Source organism: Cohaesibacter marisflavi, assembly GCF_900115225.1.
GTDB classification, from domain to species: Bacteria; Pseudomonadota; Alphaproteobacteria; order Rhizobiales; family Cohaesibacteraceae; genus Cohaesibacter; species Cohaesibacter marisflavi.
Genome location: NZ_FOVR01000002.1, coordinates 114959 through 136175, shown reverse-complemented (window position 1 = coordinate 136175; position 21217 = coordinate 114959). Strand labels below are relative to the sequence as shown.

The 21217-nt window shown below is 54.4% G+C and carries 16 protein-coding genes; 8 read left to right on the top strand and 8 right to left on the bottom strand.

Features of this window, described 5'->3' with window-relative positions; translation table 11 throughout:
• Window positions 1-5: 5 nt before the first annotated feature.
• Window positions 6-986 (bottom strand): TRAP transporter substrate-binding protein, encoded by a 981-nt coding sequence (locus BM258_RS04100; protein ID WP_090069238.1) that lies wholly within the window; start codon window positions 984-986, stop codon window positions 6-8.
• 560 nt (window positions 987-1546) lie between these two features.
• Between BM258_RS04100 and BM258_RS04090 the strand changes: the two genes are divergently transcribed.
• The 7 genes from BM258_RS04090 to BM258_RS04060 all read left to right on the top strand — a co-directional run bounded on the left by BM258_RS04090 (window position 1547) and on the right by BM258_RS04060 (window position 11301).
• Window positions 1547-2071, top strand: coding sequence for a TRAP transporter small permease (locus BM258_RS04090; protein WP_090069234.1), 525 nt, complete (start codon window positions 1547-1549; stop codon window positions 2069-2071).
• Window positions 2072-2097: 26 nt separating this feature from the next.
• A complete protein-coding gene (locus tag BM258_RS04085; protein ID WP_090069231.1) occupies window positions 2098-3408 on the top strand; it encodes a TRAP transporter large permease in 1311 nt (436 codons plus the stop codon).
• Between the two features lie 249 nt (window positions 3409-3657).
• Window positions 3658-6042 carry a glycoside hydrolase family 31 protein gene (locus tag BM258_RS04080; protein WP_090069228.1) on the top strand — a complete coding sequence of 795 codons (2385 nt, stop codon included), beginning with the start codon at window positions 3658-3660 and terminating at the stop codon, window positions 6040-6042.
• Window positions 6043-6056: 14 nt separating this feature from the next.
• Entirely contained in the window at window positions 6057-7526 is a 1470-nt protein-coding gene (locus BM258_RS04075; protein WP_090069225.1) for a mannitol dehydrogenase family protein, read from the top strand.
• A 96-nt stretch (window positions 7527-7622) separates the two neighbouring features.
• Complete coding sequence (uxaC, locus tag BM258_RS04070) at window positions 7623-9035, top strand: glucuronate isomerase (protein WP_090070329.1); 1413 nt, start codon at window positions 7623-7625, stop codon at window positions 9033-9035.
• 317 nt (window positions 9036-9352) lie between these two features.
• Window positions 9353-10000 carry a bifunctional 4-hydroxy-2-oxoglutarate aldolase/2-dehydro-3-deoxy-phosphogluconate aldolase gene (gene eda, locus BM258_RS04065; RefSeq protein ID WP_090069222.1) on the top strand — a complete coding sequence of 216 codons (648 nt, stop codon included), beginning with the start codon at window positions 9353-9355 and terminating at the stop codon, window positions 9998-10000.
• Window positions 10001-10179: 179 nt separating this feature from the next.
• Complete coding sequence (locus BM258_RS04060; RefSeq protein ID WP_090069219.1) at window positions 10180-11301, top strand: hypothetical protein; 1122 nt, start codon at window positions 10180-10182, stop codon at window positions 11299-11301.
• Window positions 11302-11363: 62 nt separating this feature from the next.
• Here the strand turns inward: BM258_RS04060 and BM258_RS04055 are convergent, their stop codons facing one another.
• The 7 genes from BM258_RS04055 to BM258_RS04025 form a co-directional block, all read right to left on the bottom strand.
• Complete coding sequence (locus tag BM258_RS04055; RefSeq protein WP_090069216.1) at window positions 11364-12248, bottom strand: lysophospholipid acyltransferase family protein; 885 nt, start codon at window positions 12246-12248, stop codon at window positions 11364-11366.
• A gap of 207 nt (window positions 12249-12455) precedes the next feature.
• On the bottom strand, window positions 12456-13817 hold the full coding sequence (locus BM258_RS04050) for a sodium-dependent transporter (protein ID WP_090069214.1): 1362 nt from the start codon (window positions 13815-13817) through the stop codon (window positions 12456-12458).
• Window positions 13818-14236: 419 nt separating this feature from the next.
• The gene (locus BM258_RS04045; protein WP_244544591.1) at window positions 14237-16039 is read right to left on the bottom strand and encodes a TRAP transporter permease; all 1803 of its coding nucleotides are present in this window, start codon (window positions 16037-16039) and stop codon (window positions 14237-14239) included.
• A 139-nt stretch (window positions 16040-16178) separates the two neighbouring features.
• Window positions 16179-17135 (bottom strand): TAXI family TRAP transporter solute-binding subunit, encoded by a 957-nt coding sequence (locus BM258_RS04040; RefSeq protein ID WP_090069211.1) that lies wholly within the window; start codon window positions 17133-17135, stop codon window positions 16179-16181.
• Window positions 17136-17324: 189 nt separating this feature from the next.
• A complete protein-coding gene (locus BM258_RS04035) occupies window positions 17325-18524 on the bottom strand; it encodes an MFS transporter (RefSeq protein ID WP_210186650.1) in 1200 nt (399 codons plus the stop codon).
• On the bottom strand, window positions 18517-19281 hold the full coding sequence (locus BM258_RS04030) for a DeoR/GlpR family DNA-binding transcription regulator (protein WP_175527909.1): 765 nt from the start codon (window positions 19279-19281) through the stop codon (window positions 18517-18519). Before BM258_RS04030 ends, BM258_RS04035 begins: the two co-directional genes overlap by 8 nt.
• A 178-nt stretch (window positions 19282-19459) precedes the next feature.
• Window positions 19460-19777 (bottom strand): YciI family protein, encoded by a 318-nt coding sequence (locus BM258_RS04025; protein WP_139229194.1) that lies wholly within the window; start codon window positions 19775-19777, stop codon window positions 19460-19462.
• A gap of 139 nt (window positions 19778-19916) precedes the next feature.
• On the opposite strand from BM258_RS04025, the gene BM258_RS04020 reads away from it, so the two are divergent.
• A complete protein-coding gene (locus tag BM258_RS04020) occupies window positions 19917-20903 on the top strand; it encodes a Gfo/Idh/MocA family protein (protein ID WP_090069204.1) in 987 nt (328 codons plus the stop codon).
• Window positions 20904-21217: the final 314 nt, after the last annotated feature.

Below are 21217 nucleotides of genomic sequence, written 5' to 3'. Positions count from 1 at the left end.
AGTTCTTATTTTACAGCCTTGATGCGTTCGATCAGGTCTGCCAGACGTTCGGATTTGGCAGCCAGCTCTTCATGCATTGGCATAACTGCCTGGATGAATGGTTCTTTGTCGACTTCAACAAATTCCACACCCAGATCGGCCTTGGCCTTCTCGATTTCCTTTGAAACGATTTCACCCCAAAGCTTGCGATGGAAGTCCATGGATTCATGCGCAGCCTGACGAACCGCTTTCTGCTGGTCTTCGCTCAGACGGTCCCACTTCCTGGTGGACATCACCAGCACGGAAGGAATCATGGTGTGTTCGTCTTTGGAGAAGACCTTGGAAACTTCACCATGACGGGCAGTGGTCATTGCGGTCGGGTTGTTTTCAGCGCCGTCAACAACACCCTGTTTCAGCGCAGAATAGAGTTCACCCCAAGCAATCGGGGTCGGGTTACCACCAAGCAGCTCCACCATACGGATCGCGGATGGTGATGGCTGCACACGGATTTTCATGCCATCCAGGTCAGCCGGTGTATTGATGGCCTTGTTGGCATAGAAGGAACGAGCACCTTCATAGTAGTAAGTCAGACCGATGAAACCCTTGTCTTTGGAAGACATCAGGATGTCGTCACCAATTTCACCACCAAGTGCGTTAAAGAAGTGATCTTCGGAGGTGAAGAGATATGGCAGGTTCAGGGCGCTGTAAGATTCTTCAAATGCTTCAAGCTCGGAAGCGTTGGACTTGGCCATCGCCAGCGTGCCATTCTGCACCAGCTCCATGGATTCACGCTGCGTGCCGAGCTGGGCGTTTGCGTAGATGCGAACCTTGACGTCGCCATTGGTCAGCTCTTTTACGCGATCCGCAAAGAAGGACATGGATTTGTGAAGAGGATGATCTTCTGGGTTATTGTGGCTGATCTTCAGGGTAACAGCGCTTGCTGCAGTTGCAGACAGAGCGAAAGCTGCACCAGCGACAGCACTAATAATGGAAAGCTTACGAGTCATTTTTCCCTCCCGAATGAAATCTCAGTCGGTTTGTTTGCCTTGCCCCCCTGCCAAGGAAAGCGGGGAGCCATTCATCCAACCAAGCACATTTGCAATCAGTTCAAGTTGCTGACCACAGACGCCTCGACCGGTCTAACCAATATTTCGTTTTGGTTGACCAAACAATTCTCCATTTTGAAATTTTTGTCAATCAATTTTTATTTTGGTTGACCAATTTTGTTTTTTGAGCGATGTGTATAGCCAACAGAGATGCCGAATGGCACACCAAGTCTGCGGACATTTTGTAGGAAACGCTTTTAGAAACCAGCTATATCACTGATTTATAGCAACTTTCTTCTGAGCTTTACGAATGCAGGCCGATTTGCTGCTGATCTGCATCCCTCGATTTCGAGTGGCAAAGCCGACTGGAGAAAAGTTGTTCTCCAATTTCTGGTTGAACCACTTGCTGTCAACCTGGGAACCGGCTGTTGATAAATTGGCCGACCAATTCTCTTCCAAGGGGCAGTCATTTCGCGCTCGATTGGTTCGAGCTGAGAACAAACAGCTATTGGAGTGCAGCCATGAAACAAGCTGTTCGCCTGGTAAATGCGGTTCTTGGAACCCTGACCGTCCTGGTCTTTACCATCCTTGTCGTCTGCGTTGTCTGGCAGGTCGTCTCGCGTTTTATCCTTGGAACGCCAAGCACCACCACCGACGAAATCGCACGCTTCCTCTTTATGTGGGTCGCTTTTGTGGGCGCCGCTTACACACTCGGCCTGAAGCGCCATCTGGCAATTGATATCGTCACACTGATTATTGATGGCCCTGCCGTTCGCTATATCCGTGTTGCCGTTTTGTTGATTGTCGCCGCCTTTGCTGGCGTGGTGATGGTCTATGGCGGCCTTGAACTGATGTTCAAGACTCTTGAATCCGGCCAGATGACCCCGGCTCTTCGCCTGCCGATGGGCTATGTCTACGGTGCAATCCCATTCTCCGGTGCCATGATGCTGTTTTACTGCGCGGCGTTGATCGTTGAACTGTTTTCACCTGAAAGCGGGGAAGAGAGCAACGAGAGCTCCGAGCCAACCCCTGCCAAACAAGACTAAACGGATCGAAGAGAGAGTAACCAACCATGGAATGGCAAGCAACTATCACGCTGTTTTCGATCTTCATCGTCCTGATGGCATTCAGCGTTCCTATTTCCTTCGCAATCGGTATCGCGACCATGTTCACCTTCATGGTGATCGACATGTCGTTCGACCAATCGATTTTCATCGTCGCCCAGCAAATGGCCTCCGGCCTTGATAGCTTCACCCTGCTGGCGATCCCCTTCTTCATTCTGGCGGGCAACATCATGAACCGTGGCGGTATCGCCATGCGCCTGATTGAATTCGCCAAGATCCTCGGCGGCCGCCTGCCCGGCTCGCTGGCCCACTGCAACGTGCTGGCCAACATGATGTTCGGCGCAATTTCCGGCTCGGCTGTTGCTTCAGCTGCTGCTGTGGGTGGCGTAATGTCGCCACTGCAGAAGAAGGAAGGCTATGATCCGGCCTATTCGGCAGCTGTCAACATTGCCTCCTGCCCGACCGGCCTGCTCATCCCGCCATCAACCACCTTCATCGTCTATTCGCTGATCACTGGTGGTACGTCCATTGCAGCCCTGTTCCTTGCAGGCTATCTGCCGGGCATTCTGATGGGGCTGGGTCTGATGACCGTGGCCGGCATCATTGCCAAGAAGCGCGGCTATGCCGTGGCAGAAAAACCCACCCGACAGGAGATGTGCGAGAAAACCAAGGCAGCCATCCTGCCGTTGGGTCTGATCATCATCATCATGGGCGGTATCATCGGCGGTATCTTTACCGCAACGGAAGCCTCTGCTGTTGCCGTGGTCTACACCCTGTTCCTCGCCCTGATCTGGTATCGCGAAATCTCGGTTCGTGATCTACCGAAGATCATTCTGGAATCGGCTGTCACCACCTCCATCGTTCTTCTGATGGTTGGCTGTTCGATCGGCATGTCCAAGGCCATGGCCTTCTCGGATATTCCTTTCTACATCTCCGATGCCCTGCTGGCGGTTTCCGATAACCCGATCGTCATTCTGCTGGTCATGAACCTTGCCCTGCTGATCATCGGTACCTTCATGGACATGACGCCAGCCCTTCTGATCTTCACCCCGATCTTCCTGCCAGTAGTTCAGGATCTGGGCATGGATCCGGTTCACTTCGGTGTCATGATGACCTTCAACCTCTGCATCGGCATCTGCACGCCGCCGGTTGGCTCCGCTCTGTTCATCGGTTGCTCGGTCGGCAAGGTCGCCATTTCCAAGGTTCTGAAACCAATGCTGCCATTCTATGCAGTGCTGGTCGGCCTTCTCCTGGCGGTCACCTACATTCCTGAGCTGTCCCTGATCCTGCCGCGCTTCTTCCTTGGCTATGGCGGCTAATCATACAGCCTGACAAACGCGATGGCGGCCCCTTGCAAGGCGCGCCGCCATCGCACGACACGACCTGACGCACCAGGTCAGACACCAGCGGGTGAGAGTTCGGCAGACCTGAAGAAAGGTCGCTTACCGCCTCCCCGATATGAATCAGCATTTCCTGCAAACCGGAGATGCTGCAAATCCTATAAATTCGGCTCTTAGCCAATATCCGGTCAAAAGCCGCTATCGGCAGAGAACCTCAGGGAGACCTTCATGTATCAGCTGAAGAAATGGACGCTACAAAGCCAGACCTCCACGGGCATCGTGCTCGAAGTCGAAGGACGGCACAGCCTGCAGATCGATATTCTTGAGGAGCGCATGGCCCGTGTGCAACTGCTCAAGGATGGCAGCTATCGTCTTGACCGCAGCTGGACCGTCGCCCCCAAGGGGGACGCTCCCCTCGAAGGCCGCAATCGCGCCTCGCTCGACGGATTCTCATGCCCTGCCTTCACTTGCGAAACCGCAGACGACACCGTGACCCTTGCAACGGGCTGCCTGAAGGTGGTGGTTCGCCAGCCGCTGGGCCTTGTCTGGTTCGGCCGCAGCAGCGCCAGCGATGAATGGCAACAGATTGCGGAAGACCGCCCGACCGGTGCCTATATGCTGGGCCGCAAGGATCATGCACACAGCCACTTCCTGCGCCGTGCCAAGACGGACCGCTTCTACGGCCTTGGTGAGAAAACCGGTGAGCTGGAACGCTCCGGCCGTCGCTTTGAAATGCGCAATCTGGATGCGATGGGCTATAATGCAAGCTCCACCGACCCGCTTTACAAGCATGTGCCTTTCACGATCACCCGCCTTGAAAGTGGCCTGTCCTATTCGCTCTTCTATGACAATCTGGCGCCTTGCTGGTTTGATCTGGGCAACGAGCTGGACAACTATCATCAGCCGTTCCGCTCCTATCGCGCCGAAGATGGCGACCTTGATTACTATTTCGCCCTTGGCGATTCTGTTCTTGAGCTGACCAAGACCCACACGCAGCTGACAGGCGGCACCGCCTTCCTACCGCGCTGGTCTCTGGGCTATTCGGGCTCGACCATGTCCTATACGGATGCTCCCAATGCGCAGGAACAGCTGCATGGCTTTGTGCGTCTGATCAAGGAACATGACATTCCGTGCGACAGCTTCCAGCTTTCTTCCGGTTACACCTCTATTGGCCCCAAGCGCTATGTGTTCAACTGGAACACGGACAAGGTGCCTGATGCCAAAGGCATGGCCAAGGTCTTTGCCGATGCGGGCCTTGAATTGATTGCCAACATCAAGCCTTGCCTGCTGCAGGATCATCCACGTTATGGTGAGGTGGACAATCTGGGTCTTTTCATCAAGGATAGTGACACCGGCTCTGCCGAACGCTCTGTCTTCTGGGATGACGAAGGCAGCCATCTGGACTTTACCAATCCGGAAACCCAGACATGGTGGCGTGACAATGTCAAAACCGCTCTTCTGGACTATGGCATCAATTCCACCTGGAACGACAATAACGAATATGAGATCTGGGACCGTCAGGCCCAGTGTGATGGTTTTGGCGATCCAATCGACATCAATTTGATCCGCCCGGTTCAGCCTCTTCTCATGACCCGCGCATCCAACGATGCTCAGGTTGCGTTTGCTCCTGAAAAGCGCGCCTATCTCATTTCACGTTCCGGCTGCCCGGGTATCCAGCGCTATGCGCAGACCTGGTCTGGTGACAACCGCACCAACTGGAACAGCCTCAAATACAACATCCGCATGGGCCTAGGCATGAGTCTCTCGGGCCTTTACAATGTCGGCCATGACGTTGGCGGCTTCTCGGGTGATCGTCCAGATCCGGAACTGTTCGTGCGTTGGGTCCAGAACGGCATCTTCCATCCTCGTTTCACCATTCACAGCTGGAACGATGACCAGACTGTCAACGAGCCATGGATGTATCCTGAGGTAACAGCCCATATCCGTAACGCGATCAATCTGCGTTATACCCTGCTGCCTTATCTCTACACGCTGCTTTACAAAGCCGTGGTGGATGATGAACCGATGATCCGTCCGACCTTCCTTGATCATGAGCATGACGAGCGCTGCTATGCGCCGACCGATGATTTCTTCCTCGGCCGTGACATGCTGGTGGCCAACGTGGTGGAAGAAGGCGCCAAGACCCGCACACTCTATCTGCCGGATAACGGGGTCGGCTATTATGACTTCTGGTCCGGGGAGTATTACCACGGTGGTCAGGAAGTCACCGTTCCGGTTGCTCTTGGGTCCATTCCCCTGTTCGTCAAAGCTGGCACCGTGCTGACCCTGTCTCCAGGCGTTAAACGCTCTGGCTCTGTTGAAGGGCAGTTGCGTCAGATCGTCATCTATCCGCTGCATGGAGAAGCCAGCTGCACATTCGAGGCTCAGGCTTATGAAGATGACGTGGACAATGTCGATGCGCTTTCGGGCAACCACCGCCTGACGACCTTCAAGGTCACTCAAACGGCAACAACCCTCGACCTTGACTGGCAGCATGACGGCCAGTTCGATCCGGCCCTTGAAGGCTGCAAGGTCAGCGTTGCCACCCGCGATTCCCGCCTGCTGTCTGTCTCAGGCGCCCCTTATAAAACCGGCACTCTGCTGCCATTCTGATCTGGAGATTTTTCATGACCATTTCCGATTTGCTCAACGCGCCGGGCAACCCGCAATTGCCCGATTATGACCGCAAGGGTCTGCGTCCGCGCCTTATCCATCTGGGCTTTGGCGCCTTCGCCCGCGCACACTGGATGAGCTACCATCAGGACTTCCTGCTGAAGCATCCGGCCAGTGACTGGGGCGTGGTGGTCAGCGACATCCTGTTCGGGGCGGACCGTTTTGCCCAGCTGGAAGAGAATGACCATCTGTACAGTGTTCTGGAACATGGCGATGCCGGTTCCAACCTGCGCATCATCGGCTCCATCGTCAAAACCGCGCATCCAGAACGCGGCGGCATGGATGCTTTCTTCGCGCCCTTCCTTGAACCGGATGTTGCCATCGTTTCCATGACGGTCACCGAAAAGGGCTATTGTCTGGCAGGCGGCAAGCTGGATGAGAGCAACCCGGCCATCAAGCATGACCTTGAAAATCCGCATACGCCGAAGTCGGCCATCGGAGCACTGGTAGAAGCGCTGCGTCGTCGTCGCGACGCCGGTCTTGACGGCTTCACCATTCTTAGCCTCGATAACCTGCCCTCCAACGGCAAGCTGTGCCAGCTGGCGGTAACGAGCTTCGTGGAAAAGCTGGATGCCGAACTTGCCAAATGGATCAAGGCGAATGTGACCTTCCCTTGCTCCATGGTGGACCGCATCGTTCCGGCTCTCACCGACGAAAGCCGTGCGCTGATCAAGGAAACCCTTGGTGGCATGGAAGATCCGAATGGGATCGTTTGTGAGCCGTTCCGTCAGTGGGTTATCGAAGACAATTTCGTCAAGGGTCGTCCGGCTTGGGAAGAAGTCGGCGCACAGTTTGTACCAGACGTCGAGCCTTTCGAGGAAATGAAGCTGCGTACCCTGAACGGCGCTCATTCCTTCCTCGCCTATCTCGGCTATCTGGGTGGCTACGAGACCATCGACGCCTGCATGGGTGACGAGAATTACAAGAAGGCTGCCCACACGCTGATGGTCAAGGAACAGCAGCCAACCCTGTCTGTGCCCGGTGATGTGGATCTGGATGCCTATGCGGATGCGCTGATCAAGCGCTTCTCCAACAGCCAGCTCAAACACAAGACCGCGCAGATTGCCTCTGACGGTAGCCAGAAACTGCCCCAGCGCATGCTTGCTTCCATTGCATGGCATATGGACAACGGCTCTGACTGGTCTTTGCTCGCTCTGGGCGTTGCCGGATGGCTCCGCTTCATGACCGGTGAAGATGAAAATGGCCAGCCAACACCGATCAATGATCCGCTCGCAGATCAGATCGCGCAAAAGGCCCTGCAGTTGCCAAACTGGGAAGCTTACATTAACGGCGTTCTGGAAATGGATGCGATTTTCCCTGCAAAACTGTCGCAAGATTCCAATTTTGTGACGAGAATCAAAGCAACTTATGCGACTTTAGTCCAGACGGGAGCGAAGGCGACTGTGGCTGCCGCGCTCTCTTAAGACCATCAAGAGCTGCGCATTTCACGAAGCCTTCAGGTCACCGATCTGAGGGCTTCATTTTCATGCAGTCCGTCGCTCATGACAGGAGAAAACACCATGCAAACATTTCTAGGCCCTGATTTCCTGCTGGACACCGCAGCAGCGCGTCACCTTTATCATGACGTTGCAGTTGGTCTGCCGATTGTTGACTATCATAACCATCTCATTCCTGAGCAAATCGCGAATGACAAGAAATGGGACACCATCGGCGAAGTCTGGCTGGCTGGGGACCACTACAAATGGCGCGCCATGCGCTGGGCGGGCATTCCGGAAGAAAAATGCTCTGGAGCTGCAACATTCCGCGAAAAATTCGACGCCTTCGCGAGCGTTGTGCCGAAATGCTTCGGCAACCCTCTCTATCACTGGACCCATCTGGAACTGCAGCGCTATTTCGGCATCGATGAACTGCTTTCGCCAGAAACCGCTGACATGATCTGGGAAAAGGCAAACGGCATGCTGGCTGAAGACAGCCACTCGGCACGCGGTCTTCTGCGCCAGTTCAAGGTTGAGTTTGTTGGCACCACCGACGCCCCTTGCGATGATCTGGCCTTCCACAAACAGATGGCAGAAGATGCAAGCCTGAGCGACATGGTTGTTGCCCCAAGCTTCCGTCCGGACGCAGCCTACAAGATCGATCTGCCGGGCTTTGACGGTTTCATTGCCGATCTGGCAAAGGTCGTTGGCTATTCTGTCGACAGCTATGCGCCTTTGATGAAAGCACTGATCGAACGCCTTGATCACTTTGTGGCCCATGGCTGCAAGGCAACCGACCACGGCATCGATGTTCTGCGCTATGCCAAACCGGTAGACGAAGCCAGCCTTGATGCAATCATCGCCAAACGCCTTTCCGGCGAAGCGCTGAGCGAGCTGGAAATCGCCCAGTTCCAGACCAACATGTTCGTTGACCTGTCCAAGGCTTATTACGAACGCGATCTGGTCATGCAGCTGCATATCGGCGCAGTGCGCAACTGCAACCATCGCCTCTATAAATCACTTGGCCCGGATGTGGGCGGCGATTCCATCAATGACCGTCCGATCGCTATCGAACTGAACGGCCTGATGGGTGAAATGGATCGCGATGGTCACCTGCCGAAAACAGTTCTCTACCACCTCAATCCCTCCTTCAACGAAGTCATCGTCTCCACGGCGGGCAACTTCCAGGATGGCGAAATTGCAGGCAAGGTACAGGCTGGCTCAGGCTGGTGGTTCAACGATCAGCTCGACGGCATGGAACGCCAGATGACTCAGCTTTCGCAGATGGGCCTCTTCTCCCACTTCATCGGCATGCTGACGGATAGCCGGTCCTTCCTGTCCTTCCCACGCCATGAATATTTCCGCCGTCTGGTTTGCCAGATGGTCGGTCGCTGGGTAGAAAATGGCCATGTGCCAAATGATACCGAAATGCTCGACAAGCTTGTGCGCGATGTTTGCTACCAGAATGCAGCAAACTGGTTCCTGCCACAGAAATAAGACTTGGCGTTGATAGCATCACGACAACAAAATCAAATAGTCCGACGGATTGATATCCGCCGGACTTTTGCATATCCGGAACAAAAAGATGCGATAAATCATTAACGCCATTTTCTGGAAATGCAGCAGAGTTGCTTCAATTGTGATATAAATTCAAATAATGAGGAAACGCACACAGCAAAAACCGCAAAGATAGAGCCAAACAAAGGAACAGACTTCGATCTTTCTACGCAGGTAGAAGATGATCTAACATCAAGTTCATCTGTCATGATGCTTCGATTGTAAATCCTTCTAACGAAAACCATAAGGGATATACCATGCATCCAAAAGTCTCCCCGCTTCTTTCGGGAACAAAGGTTATTCCGGTTCTTGTGATCGAGAATGCCGATGATGCCCAGCCTCTGGCGCAATGCCTTGTCGATAACGGCCTGCCTGTGCTGGAAGTAACTCTACGCAGCCATGAAGCACTCAGAGCCATCGAAATTATCGCCAATCAGGTGGAAGGCGCCGTGATTGGCGTCGGATCCATTCTTACGGAAATGCAACTCAACGCGGCCCAATCGGCTGGTGGTTGGTTCGGCGTTTCGCCGGGCGTATCCGAGCGGCTTTTGCAGGCCCTCAAGCTCAATGATTGGCCCTTTTTGCCCGGTGCCTCTACCCTCTCCGAGATCATGATTCTCAGAGATGCCGGTTTCATGGAGCAAAAGCTGTTTCCGGCCAACATCGTTGGCGGCGTTCCCATGTTGCGTGCAATCTCCGGCCCTGTGAGCGATGTTTCCTTCTGCCCGACAGGCGGCATCACCCCCGATACAGCCGATGACTATCTCATCGAAGACAATGTCTTTGCCATCGGTGGTAGCTGGATCGCCCCTGTTGATCTGGTGCGCGCCAAAGACTGGCATGAAATCGGACGTCGCGCCCGCAATGCTGCCAATCTGGGCAGGCAGTGGCGCACCGCCGTTTGATCTTTGCCCATCAAAGCAGACAAAGCATGTGGAGGCCGGAAGAAATTTCTCCGGCCTTTTCTTATGTCTCCCCCTACGGTCTACCCACCGGATGATCCCAAAAGGCTGCTGGACCCCATTGGGCTTTTCACCTAGCATCGCGACCATATACTTTTCTTTATTCTTCGCCGGAGAACACCATGGCCTTGCGACAGTCCGTTTCCTTGATCCAATCCTTACAGAACACTCATAAAAGACATTGGCTCGGTCTATGTGTTGCAGTTCTGCTCGCGCTGTCCGGCGGGAACGCTCAAGCGGCGGATGCAGACTCCGATATTGATTTGCGGCTGTTCGGGCAGAATGTCATAGAAAGCTATAACGGGTGCCATCTGGCATTCTGGCAGGCCAACAAAAATCCTAAGACCGACAAATATGCCTATGTTTTCTATGCGCCTTTCAATGATGGGGAAGAGTTGCCAGCATGGATGAAAGTGGGCAAGACGGTCTATGAGTTCCAACGGCAGGATAAAGGCACAAGTGGTGGGCAGACGTTGGAGCCCTTGCGGCTCTATCGCACCTCCAAGGGCACCTATACAACACTTGTGGAGGTTCTGGATCAGCATGTATCTGGCGACTCAATCGTTGTGGACCGCGCCAAGCTGACCATTACGCGCAACAAGCATTATCCCTTCGTCATCTCCGTCAAGGGAGGCATTTTCTGTCCGCAACAGCCAGAGCAAAGTCAGGCAAGCCAGCACCCCCAGCCCAACCAGACCGCAAGCAACAGCACCATTCAGGTCGATCCGCCCTTCGGTGATCCGGTGCCTCTGGGAGACGCGGTGTCCTTTGACCGACTCGATGCTGTGCCCCGCGGCGTGCGCAATGCCATCCGTCGAGACGCACCGGAATGTGACATGGAGCAGACAGCCGGCTTTGGCGCCCATTATGCCATCAGCGATGCCGTCACCCTGTGGGAAGTGCCCTGCAACCTCTATGCTCATGCGGGAAGCTCTACCTATGTGGTCAGCATGAATGACAATGCGGATTATGCCACCGTACTGCCCTTCCCTGCTCTTCCCGGCATAGGCTCTCGAAAAGAAAACCACGAGATCCGCAATCCGCAGATGAATGTCGCAAACGGTACTGTCACCTCGGAATATTATGATGGAGATGGCAGCTGCGGCAGCTTTGAAGCCTATCAGCTGCGTTCGGTGGAAGGGGAGGCTCTGGAATTCTTCCTGTTGGAATATCGCGAGAAGCCAACATGCGATGGCGTTGAGACCAGTGCCCGACAATTCCCGCTTGTCTATACGGCGCGATGAGCTGCACCTGAGACCTGCATGAGCGCTCTTGGCTTACCTCAGAGAGCCGCAAAAGTCTGTATTCAGGCGTGGAGCCTGTATTTTTCTTCGAATTCGAACCCCACCTCGCAGGCTTCCAGCGGGTTGGGGGAAAGAGAATAGGTGGCTTCGCGCAAATAGCGCATCAGTGCCTTACTGTCCTTGGACAGGGGATCAAGCACGTCGCGCCCGATCGGTTCGCCAACCACAACCTTGACCGGTGTGTCGACCCTTTTCCTGAATTCCTTGAGCAACAGCCCCATGCGCAAGGTGTAATGCATGTGGCTGGCGATCTGGAACAGGCGCGATGTGTGCCCATCAAAGAAGATCGGCACCACAGTGGCGTCGGACTTGCCGATCATGCGGGCGGTAAAGCCGCGCCAGTTGGGGTCCATGGGACGGGAGAACGGCTTGGCGGCCGTGCTCACCGTGCCGCCGGGAAAAATACCAATAGCACCGCCATCACCGAGATAGTGCAATGCGGTTTTGCGGGTCTCTATATTCTGCCGCACGGCATCCTTGGTCTCTTCAAAGGAAATGGGCAGAATGATGCGGTTGATGTCATCGGCCTTGCGGAAGACCTTATGGGCCAGAATGCGGAAATCACCGCGCAATTCAGACAGGATATGCCCCATCATCAGTCCATCCAGAATGCCATAGGGATGATTGGCAATGAGAATAAGTGGACCGCTGCGCGGAATGTTGCTCAGGTGTCCGCCGATCACATCCAGCGAAAGCCCGTAGCGCTCGACCATCACTTCCCAGAAATCCCGACCAGCAGCGACTTCACGCTCATAGCCATCGGCACGTTTGATCAGCTGCAAGCGTCCGGTTGTGTTTTCCAGCAGCTTGATAATGGCGCGGCCCCGTCTGGTTTCCGCAGAATAGGCATAGGTTATGTCACGCGCGACATGTCTGCGAGAGGACATGCATGAAACTCCGGTCCAGACCGCCTCCCTATAGAGGCGCGAGCATTTTCATATCTCGACCATGTGACAGTTTTGCGAAGACATTTTGTCAATATGCCTCAAGATCGCGCCTATTCATGTATAGTCACAGACTCAAACGCAAATTTGGGAGACAGAGGCCAGCAGCAAAAAAAGGCGGACTTATCAATTAAGCCCGCCTTCATAAGATCATAGCCCCAGAGCGGCTTGCAAATCATCCAGAAGCCCGAGACCAGACAGCAGAATCAGCAGAATCGCAACAGGCGCGATGAAGCGCAGAATGAAGATCCAAGTCTTGGCCAACAGGCCAGGCGCATCATCACCACACACTTCCTTGAGAGCACGCGGGGTAACGACCCAGCCAACAAAGATGGCAATCAGGAAGCCGCCGATTGGCAGAATGAGGTTCGAGGTCAGGAAGTCCATCAGATCGAAGAAATTCTTCCCGAAGATGGTAAAATCTCCCCAGATACCCATCGCCAGAGAGCAGGGAATGCCCAGAAGGAAGGACAGGAAACCAGAGGTAACCGTGATCTGCTTGCGGGTGTAGCCTTTGGACGAGAAGAAGGCGACGAGCGGCTCTAGCAGCGAAATGGAGCTGGTCAGCGCCGCAATCGTCAGCAGCAGGAAGAAGAGCGTGCCAAAAAAGATGCCACCGGGCATCGACATGAAGACGGCAGGCAGCGTGACAAAGGTCAGGCCTGGCCCTGCGCCCGGGTCCATGCCAAAAGCAAAGACGGCAGGCAAAATGGCAAGACCGGCCAGAATGGCAACAGATGTGTCAAGGAACGTCACCTGCCAGGCGGATTTGCCCAGATTGGCTTCCCTATCCAGATAGGAGCCGTAGGTCAGGATGGCGCCCATGCCCAGTGACAGGGAGAAAAAGGCCTGCCCGAGCGCCGCCATGATGGTTTCGCCGGTGATCTTGGAAAAATCAGGAGCAAGGAAAAAGGCCAGCCCTTTTCCTGCGCCCGGCAGCGTGACCGAACGGATGACCAAGGCAATCAGGATGAGGAACAGGATCGGCATCAAGATCTTGCCTGCCCGTTCGATGCCATTGGCAACGCCGCCAAGCACGACCATCACCGTCAGGGCAACAAAGATAGCCTGATAGATGATTGGCTGCACCGGGTCAGAGATAAAACCGCCAAAGGCCTGCCCCAATGCGTCTGCATCCATGCCAGAGAAGGCACCGCTGGCAAACTTGATGACATAATCAATGGTCCAGCCTGCGACAACGCAATAGAAAGACAGGATCATGAAAGCGGCGGCGATGCCCATATAACCGACGATAGAAAAGAAACCCGGCCCCAGCTTCTTGAAGGCGTTCACGGCATCAGACTGGCTCGCCCGACCGATCATGATTTCGGCCAGAAGAACAGACAGGCCAATGGTAAAGACCAGAGCCAGATAGATGATGATGAAGGCCGCTCCCCCGTTGTCGCCAGCCATATAAGGGAACTTCCAGATATTTCCAAGGCCGACAGCTGATCCCGCTGTCGCCATGATGAAACCGAGGCGGGAGCCCCAGTGTTCGCGTTTGGCACTCATTGTTGATTTCTTCCCAAAGCATTTTTATCGGATGGTTGTTCCCTCATGGGATAGTGACCACCAGCTCCAAACTGCTCGTACTGGTCCGCCCCCTCAGGCACTCCTGAAAGCCCTCAGGGACTGGCCGCTCCACCAAGCTGCTCAACCGGACAGGACTCTGACTTAGAGAAATCCCTGCGCGGCACATCGAACAGCCATCGACCACAATTGGACAGACTTGTCCCAATTGTTAAGACTTGACTAACAGCGCACACTTTTTGCGCAATCGCTGCTCAAAAGTCGATCAAAGAATCAATAAAAAGTCTAATTTGGCTCAAAAAGAAGAGTATTCGGCATGTTCTTCGGCAAAAATATTCACAAATCCTTCAAAATGTTCTGATTTTTAGACAGACAGGTGTCAAAAAAGCATCATGTTTCTCTCAGAACATCGCACGCACGAAGACGATCAATAGCCCGCCAAGGATCAGCCCAATGCGCAGGGGCAACCGGTAATTGGCGATCAGCCCGTAGGAAATGGCAGCAAGACCAGCCCCGACCTGACAGGCCACCAGCAAGGCTTCAATTGGATGCTGCCCCAGTTGGATCAGCTCGGGGTTGGCGATCATGCCAAGGGGGATGATATAGAGACCAATGCCAAGGGACATTGCCGCAAGCGCTACCTTGAGCCAGTCTTCCCCTATCATGCCTGCCGCAATGAACACGGCGCCGCAGACCGGTGGCGTAATCGTGGAGAGAAGCGCAAACCAGAAGACAAACAGATGGGCCTGAAGAGGCTCAAGACCCGATTCCACCAATGCCGGACCTGCGACGGATATGCAAATGACGTAAGCAGCCGTGGTTGGCACCTCCATCCCCAGCACAAGGCAGGCAAGCGCCGTCAGCAGCAGAGATGGCCAGAGCAGGCCCGATGAGCCGGACAGGATCAGAGAGGTGATCTTGACCCCCAGCCCCGTAACCGACAGCACCCCGATGATAATACTTGCACACAGGATGATCGAGGCGATCATGGCAACCTGTCTGGCTGCCGTGTTGAAGGCAATCTCGAAGCGCCGGATGATCTGGCTGGGCACGGCCTTCAGACTGCGGTTGATGAAGAGCATGAGAGCGCCAGCCAAAATGGACAGGCTCGCCGCATATTGTGGCGTGTATTCGGCCACGAACATACCCCACAAGAGCACGAAGAAGGGCACCAGAAAGAATGCCGACGTGATCAGCACATCCCGCAAAGGCGGACGGTCTTCCTCGGCGATGCCGGAGAGCTCGAATTTTGTTGCATAAGCGTTGATGCCGATCCATACGGCAAAGAAATAGAGGACAGCAGGTAGCAGCGCCGCCATAATGATCGACGTGTAGGGAGTTCCGGTCAGCTCGACCATCACGAAGGCGCCTGCCCCCATCAATGGCGGCATGATCTGCCCTCCCGAAGACGCCACCGCCTCCACGGCCCCTGCCAATTTCTTGGGATAGCCAAGACGCGTCATGGCGGGCAGCGTGATCGCACCGGTGGAAGCCACATTGGCGCTGGCCGAACCGGAAATGGAACCAAACAGCGCAGAAGAAACCACAGACACTTTGGCACCGCCACCCGTGAGGCGCCCGGCGGCCGCAGCGGCCACATTCATGAAGCCCTGCCCGGCTTCCCCGGCATTGAGCACCGCGCCGAAAATAACGAAGATGGCAACCACTGATACGGAAACACCTGTCAGGCTGCCCCAAAGACCACCCTCAGCAATCGTCAGAGTCCCAAGAAAAGAACCCAACGGCATGGGCGAATGACCGAACTCGCCGGGAATATATTGACCGAACAAGCCATACATCAGCGCAAGGAAGGCAACGATGGGCAGAGGCCAGCCGATGGCGCGTCTTGCGGCTTCCAGCACGACTACAATCAGTACACTCGCCATGAGGATCTGGCCGTTGCCCTCAAGAAACCCATATTGATCGATGAGATCGGATTGATTGATCGCGATGTAAAGACAGGCCGCAATACCGGCAGCAGCGAGCAGCCAGCCAGAATAGCGATAGAGCTGATTGCCCTCTCCAGCGCGCGTGCCGATGATGAGAATCCATGGCAGAGCCAGCGCCATATGAATGGGGCGCGAGACCAGATTGGGCGTCAAGCCCGAAAAGATCAGTCCAAGATGAAAGACCACGAGCACGATTGCCAAAAAGGTTACAATCAGACGGATCGGCAGGCTCTTGACTTCAGGGGCTTGCATCATGGGACGGCTCTTTTTCTATCAGTTTCTTATCGTTGAATGGCGCTTGGGTTTACGGAGGTCCAAGAGCCTTAAAGGGCAGGTATAACAAGGCCGTGACCGAAAGGGCCACGGCTTCATTTTGTCTTGATCAGATGCTGGCTTACATCTGGCTTTCGGAAAGCTCGAAACCGGCTTCCTTATAATATTTTACAGCGCCAGGATGCAGCTTGGTGGTGATGTTGCTCATCAGTGCCTTGTTGACACCCTTCCACCATGGTGCGGTTTCACTCATCTTGGCTTTCTGTTCCCAGAAGGTCTTGGTGAGTTCATAAGCGGTGGCTTCATCCATGGCTGCGGTTGCGTAGGCAACAACCGGCAGCGAGGTGGTTTCAACGTCCGTGTCCTGCCCGGCATAGGTTCCGGCCGGAATAACCAGCTTTGCACGTTTGGTCTTGGCGATCTGCTCTTCGGAAAGGGACAGGATTGTTACATCAGTGGATGCGGCAGCTTCCACAACGTTCGGTGCCGGATAGGAACCGGAGGTGACAAAGCCGTCAATCTGGCCATTCTTAAGAGCCGGCACTGCGTTGGACAGTTCTACCTCGGCCAGATCGATCTTGCCTTCAAGGCCAAACAGCTTGAGATATTTTTCCCCTTCGCGTGCACCAAAAGAGCCCTTGCCGAGCAGGATGGATTTGCCTTCCATGCCAGCGAAATCCGTGATGCCGCTGTTTTTGGAAACAACAAAATGCATTGTCAGACTCGGGATCGGAAAGAGCGCCCGGATGTCAGCGAATTTCGGGCTTGTCTTGCCTTCAAAGGCGCCTTTGCCAGCCTGCGCAAGGCCGACCAGTGCTGGCGGCGTGGTAAAGACATAGTCGGCGCCACGGCCGCGCACTTCCATGACATTCTGCACAGAGCCCTGGCTTTCTTCGACCGTGACGATGATATCACCGTCGGTACCGGCCTTGATGGCTTCGGCGATCTGAACACCCATCTGGTAGTAGGATGAAGAGGTTTTCGCAGATTTATAGGTCACGCGTGTTTCGGCATGAGCCAGCCCAGCTGTTGCCACAACAGCGGCGGCTGCGAGGAGAGTTCCACCCCATTTGAGCATTGTATTTCCTCCGATTTTGGAAAGCTTTGGTTTTGTTGGTCCCCACACTAGCCAAATTTCCCAAGGCTGCAAGGAAAAGGCGGGAAACAAACGTAATTTTTGACAAATTTTCATGCCTTGAAGGCACATTATCGACACGGCCTGCGGAGTTATACGCAAGAAAACAGACAGAAGTTGCAATCCGTGCCGTTAACGCGCCGCGCTCTTTTGGGGCGGAGCAAGATTGGGAGCCAACAGAATGATAAGCAGAGCCAGAGAGGAAAGCAGCAGGAACGCCCAGCGGATGGAAAAGGTATCCGCGAGCAAGCCGATGGCTACCGGCCCAAATAGTCCCCCACCATAGCCGAAGGTCGCCACGGCCGCGATGGCCGGACCGGGCGACATGGTATCATCGTTGCCAGCACGCGAGAAGGCCAAAGGCACTATGAAGGCATAGCCAAGTCCCATCATGGCAAAGCCGACAAAAATGGCAGGAAGACTTGCAAAGGAAATAGCCAGCAACGACCCGCTTGCGGCGAGAAGGCCACTCATACGCGCAGCCCTCACCGCTCCCAACCGACTGATAATGAAATCGCCTGCAAGACGCATAACCACCATCGCGACAGAAAAGCAGGTATAGCCAAGAGCGGCCGTGCCCTCGTTGGTCTGGGCGACCTGTACGAGGAAAATGGCACCCCAATCGCCCATGGCCCCTTCGCCCAGCCCGGCACAAAGCCCCATGATGCCCACGAGCGCCAAGGCCCCCTTGGGTAAGACGAACAAAGCTCGCTTGGCGCCCGGCTTGCGCTCGATGCGTGGCGACGACCAGGCTACATAGCCAAAAGGAAGCGCCAGCAGCAGGCAGACTACACCTCCAATCAAGAAATGCACCATCGGGCTGAGCGCTAGATGCACTGCCAGAAATCCTGTTGCTGCCCCAAGCCCCGACCCGAGGCTCCACATGGCGTGAAAGGAAGACATGATAGGCTTACCGCGCGCTTTCTCCACTTCTCCGGCCCATGCATTCATGGACACATCCATGGCCCCGTGTGCCGCCCCAAAGGCAAACAGGGCAGCTCCAAGCAGCAGGGCGCTGGGAGCGAAGGCTAGACCGGCAAGCGCCGCACTATAGACAAGGGCGACAACTTTCGTGACAGACGCGCTGCCATAGCGTTCCACCAGACTGCCGGTTGTGGGGAAGGAGACAATAGCCCCGGCGCACATGCTCAGTAGCAAAATGCCAAGCATGGTCTCACTGAGTTGATGCATTTGCGCAATGGCCGGTACGCGCGAAGCCCACATGCCGAAAAAGGCCCCATTGAGCATAAACATGGCCGAAACGGCCTTCCTCGGCGTGCGGAGACCATTCCATGGCAAGGGCGCATTGGCGAATGTCGAAGGGTTATGCATGAATGATCTCCGCACCGGCATCCCCGAATGGCTGCATCGTGGGTGCGTCGGCGTCTGTAACAATAGTGGTGATGTCTTTAACCGGCAAAATACGATGCCGCGCCCGCTGGCCGACCTTTTCTTTCGCGCAGACGAGAATGACTTCATTGGCCGCCTTGATCATCGCGCGGGTCATACCAGCCTCATCGGTATAATCCATGCTGAACCCGAATGCCTGGTCCAGACCACAGATACCGGGAAAGGCAAGGTCTGCGGCGAGGTTGCCCAGTGCGGCTTCCGCTTCACACCCAACAGCACACGCGCCCCATGGACTCAGCCGCCCTCCAACGAGATAAGTCTGGATCGACTTTTCAAGCGTAATCGAGGCAATGGCAGGCGCGGGAGTGATGACAAACAGATCGTCAAGTGGCTCGAGATAGGCCGCCAGACGGACAAGTGTCGTTCCGCCTCCCAGAATAATCGTCATGCCGCTTTTGATCAGTGGCAAGGAGGCCTTTGCAAGCGTGTCATGGTTGGCCGCTGGCTCGGCTCTTCGTTCGGTATAAGGCGTGGCTGCTGAACGAACCGGGATGGCTCCACCTCTGACCCGTCGCGCCAGCCCTCCGTCTTCCAACGCGAGTAGATCACGGCGGATGGTATCGAGGGAAATACCGAATTCATTGGCTAAGTCGACAGCGACGAGCTGCTCACCGCTCTCCAGTCGGGATCGCAGCAAGGTCTGTCTGACGGAAGGATTGTTGAGTGTAAGGTCTGTCATGATGGACCATGCGCCGTGCATAGTTTTGCATTATTCCGCAAAAATATGCAACACAATGCAAAAAATTGCAACACATTTCATATATGTCCCATATGCGTCACACACCCAATAAGAAGCAGGTAAACGTAACTCAACCCAGCTTTGAAGGAGGTAAAGTTCTCAAAACAGAGACGTTGCCCTAGTCAAGTTCCATATCCACGACCTCGGAAATCAAGACAAACCCGCTATCGAGAATCGGCCAGCTTTTGGCTATCTTAACGGCTTCATCCTTGTTCCGAGCTTCAATCTCGGCATAGGCTGACAAGGTTTCACCCGGCGTCACGGTTTCAACATTTTCAGACGTGACAATAAGAGACTGTTTCAAAACACTGCCTGGATTGACGACGAACTTTTCGAACGACTTGCTCCAAGCCTTCAAGGCAGCAAGATCCTTTTCGCCTTCTTCGAAGGTCTCAGGCAATTGTTTTGAGTGAAAAAATAAATTGTACTTGGGCACCACCACACTCCATGTCATATATATCGGAGTGTCTGATTTAATGGTAAATGTGTCAAAATCCGAGCAAAATTGTGGCCTTGACCTTTGTTAGTGACACATATCAACTGTTAGAATTACATAAGAAACACGGGAGAGAAAAATGATCCGTTGGGGCATTCTAGGAACCGCCAAAATTGCCAGAGAGCAATTGGTACCAGCCATTCAAGCATCGCGAAACGGAACCCTGCAGGCTGTTGCCAGCCGCAGTCAGGCGAGCGCTGACGCCTTTGCCGAGAGGTTTGGCATGCCTCTGGCCTATGGTAGTTATGAAGACTTGCTTAGCAGCCCGGAGGTGGACGCAATCTATATTCCGCTGCCAACATCCCAGCATGTGGAGTGGACCAAGCGCTGTCTGGAAGCAGGTAAACATGTCCTTTGCGAAAAGCCGATTTCCCTGCATGCCAAGGAAATTGATACTCTGATTGAAGCTCGGGACAAAAGCGGCCTTGTCGCCAGCGAAGCCTTCATGGTCACTTACCATCCGCAATGGCAGCTGGTGCGTGACTTGATCGCCAATGGTGAAATCGGCACCTTGCGTCACATTCAGGGCGCCTTCAGCTATTACAATGTTGATCCAGACAACATGCGCAACAAGGTCGAGCTGGGCGGTGGTGGACTGCCTGATATCGGCGTATATCCGACGGTGACAGCCCGTTTTGCCACCGGTAAAGACCCGGTTAGGGCCAGAGCTTCCATTGAGCGCGATCCAGATTTCGGGACGGATATCTATGCCAACTGCCAATATGATTTTGGCAGCTTTGACATGACCTTCTACTGCTCCACCCAGCTTGCCTTGCGGCAAAGCATGTCATTCCATGGCGACAAAGGGTTGATTGAAGTAAGCGCACCGTTCAATGCCTTGAACTACGATGCAGTGAATGTTTGCCTTTACAACAACAATCGCAGCGAAATGAAGAAATGGTCCTTCCAGGGTGCCTATCAGTACCAGCTTCAGGTCGAGGCCTTCGGCGACAAGATCGCCGGTGAGGAGGCCACGATCTTCACGCTGGAAAGCTCACGCGCCAATCAGGCTGCTATTGACGCACTGTATGCAGCGGACCTCAACGACGGCTGGGTTGATATCTAAGGAGAGGCCGGCTTCCCTCATGGGGAAGCCTTCTCTTGTCGCAGCGAAAATTAAAGGGAAAGGGGCTCATCGGGCCCCCTTTTTCATGTCCAGCCAAATGCCCATCCAGCGGCCAGCCGAAAAGGCTATATGGAACTTTAAGCATCTCTGAATGTTGTATTATTTGTTAACGACATTACATTATAATTGTAAGAGTGAAGAGACTTTTTCATCCTGTTGCGGTCTAATAAAAGCGTGACTTGACGGGATGATCAGCAAGTCTAAGGAGGAAAGAGATGTTTTATGTCGGTTTGAGCATACTCTCTGTATGCTTC